This is a genomic window from Sulfurimonas sp., from assembly GCF_028694895.1.
GTDB lineage: Bacteria > Campylobacterota > Campylobacteria > Campylobacterales > Sulfurimonadaceae > Sulfurimonas.
Window position 1 is genome coordinate 1 of record NZ_JAQVKA010000155.1, and the last position, 2,716, is coordinate 2,716.

At 36.3% G+C, this 2,716-nt stretch carries 3 protein-coding genes; 1 reads left to right on the forward strand and 2 read right to left on the reverse strand.

Translation table 11 applies throughout. From position 1 onward, the window contains the following. Window positions 1-1,139 (reverse strand): TolC family protein (locus PHI38_RS10180; RefSeq protein ID WP_299855770.1); only part of this gene is annotated, 1,139 nt, incomplete at its 3' end. Window positions 1,140-1,346: 207 nt separating this feature from the next. Here PHI38_RS10180 and PHI38_RS10185 point away from each other — a divergent pair. Then, entirely contained in the window at window positions 1,347-1,478 is a 132-nt protein-coding gene (locus PHI38_RS10185) for a hypothetical protein (protein ID WP_299855772.1), read from the forward strand. A gap of 64 nt (window positions 1,479-1,542) precedes the next feature. Here PHI38_RS10185 and gatA read toward each other — a convergent pair. Further along, the coding region (gene gatA / locus PHI38_RS10190; protein ID WP_299855774.1) for an Asp-tRNA(Asn)/Glu-tRNA(Gln) amidotransferase subunit GatA at window positions 1,543-2,716 on the reverse strand (1,174 nt) is incomplete at its 5' end.

Here is a 2,716-nt window from a genome sequence, read left to right on the forward strand (position 1 = left end):
ATCTTTATGTTGTACTTCTCTATCTCTTTAGAGTTTTTTAACGTTTGTAAATCATATCCTGTCTTATAACCAATATCTACACCTGCACTGATAGCGACTATAAGTTCATCATACAAAGAGAGATTTTTTGATGTAATCTCTATATAGCTTTTATAGCTCTTTATAAGCTCAATGGCTTGTGCATAAGAGGCTCTAGTTGAGCGCTCTTTATCTTGTATCTCTGCAGATGATTTTAAAAATATCGCTTGTGCCTCATCTTTGGCTGCACTTGAATTATATGTAAGTGGTATATTTAGGGACAAACCAGCATTGTAAAAGTTTCCATCATATCCCATTGCATTCTCTCTTGCATCGTAACTCTGATATCCTGTGGATCCATTTATGTTAAGGGATGGAAGGTAGCTACTTTTTGTTATATTGTAGAGCTGTTTATAAGTTTTCCTCTGTGCGTCGGCGTATTGGAGATCAAAACTATTTTTAAGATAATTTTGCTCCTCAATTAGTTCAAAAGAGTAGAGCGGGTAACTCTCTGGGTCTATATCACTCACTTTTGAGATTTCTAGTCTATATTTAGCCCTGTTAGCCTCAAGTAGGGCATAGTTTTTCTGCTCAGTGCTTTTATTCATAAGAGCATTGTTTAGCTCTGTAATATCAACTTTTCCAGCATTATATAGTTGACGCTTTATAAATATTTCAATATCATAATTAGCAAGTCTCTTTGTGCTTTGTTCTAACTCATAACTGTTTTTTTTATAATTTAAAAGAGAGAGAAAAAGATTTTCATTAAGTGCGGATATATCTTTATAAAGCCCTATCTCATCAGCTCTTTTTTTTGCATCTGCATAGTTTATAGCATAGGTGATTCCTCCAGAGCGGAAGATATCCTGAGCGATAGAAGCTTTGAGTGTCTTTATATCTGAGTGTATATCAGTAGCACTCTTATCATATCCATAAGAGGCATTAAGGTTTAGCGGTGCAATCCAGTTGTATCTTAACTTCTGGTGCTCGCCCTCATAACGCTTTTGTTCTTGAAACAAAAAATCCTGTTTCTCTTTAGACAAAACATCTATTCCCTCAGCCCAAAGAGCAACGCCAGAGAGTAAAAACATAGTCAAATAAATCTTATTTTTTCTTTTCATAGTGGTACTATAACCTCTTTTAAATTTAACTATTATTACCCTATACATTTTTTAAAAAAGATGCGTAATATCAATGATAAAATATAAATATAATCTTAAAAATAGTGGCTAGATATAGAAGCAGTAGAAGGTTAAAAGTTAAATCGGATAAAATTACTCTGATTTAAAAATACTAGAGGGTAATGCTCTCTTAACAAAGGATACACAATGAAAACATTGATTTTATTAATCGGATTAACACTAGGTGCTCTTCAAGCAGACAACGTTGTAACATATGATACAAAAACAGTTGCTACAGAGACTATTGGGACTAACCATCCAACACAAGATCTATATTAAAAGATCTTTTCTAAATCTTCGCCACTCTGGCGGAGATTTTTTTATATCTTCACTTTAAACACTTCTACTTTTTATAACTTATCTCTCTCTCAAGACTAATTGCACCATCAAACAACACTTGTTCTTCATACGCATTTGCAATCAACTGAAGACCTATGGGCATACCATCAGAACTCTTTGATACAGGAACAGAGATAGCAGGAAGACCGGCAAGGTTCACACTTATGGTATATAAATCGCTCAAATACATCTCCATCGGAGTTGAGAGTTCTCCAAACTTGTTTGCAGTTGTAGGTGCAACTGGAGATAAAATCAAATCAACCTCTTCAAATATCTTAGAGTATTGATCTTTTATAAGGTGTCTTGTTTTTTGTGCTTTTACATAGTAAGCTTCATAATATCCGCTTGAGAGCACGAAGTTTCCAAGAAGTATTCGGCGTTTTACTTCATCGCCAAAACCTTGACTTCTAGTTTGGATATAAGTGTCATTCAAATCTTTTCCAACAACTCTATTTCCATAACGGATACCATCATATCTAGCTAAGTTTGTTGTAGCTTCTGCAGTTGCTGTTATATAATAAGCTGAGATATCAAACTTTGCATCCATAAGTTCACGCTCAACAATCTCATGACCAGCGCTCTTTAGGGCTTCTATAGCGAGAGCGTAAGCCTTTTTTACATCTTCACTAGCATTTTGGATATGTTTTGGAAGTACTGCTATGCGGAGCTTACGCTCTGGGTTTAGTTTATCACTTACTTTGTCATTTTTATTTGCACTTGTTGAGTCTTTTTCATCATGTCCGCTGATAATGTCATATAAGATAGCAGCGTCTTCTACGTTTTGAGTCATCGGACCTATCTGATCAAGGCTTGAAGCATAAGCACCTAAGCCATAACGGCTAACTCGTCCATAAGTTGGTTTCATCCCAACAATCCCACAAAATGAAGCAGGTTGGCGGATACTTCCACCTGTATCACTTCCAAGTGCAGCGATAGCAAGACCAGCTCCAACAGCAGCAGCACTTCCGCCTGAACTTCCCCCTGGAACACAATCTTTGTTGTGAGGATTTAGGGTTTTGCCATAAAAGCTTGACTCAGTAGTGCTTCCCATAGCAAACTCATCCATGTTTGTTCGCCCAAACGCAGATAGACCAGCGCCAAGCATCTTCTCTATAACTGTTGCATTGTATGGAGCGATATAACCTTGAAGTATATTTGATCCTGAAGTTACAGACCAA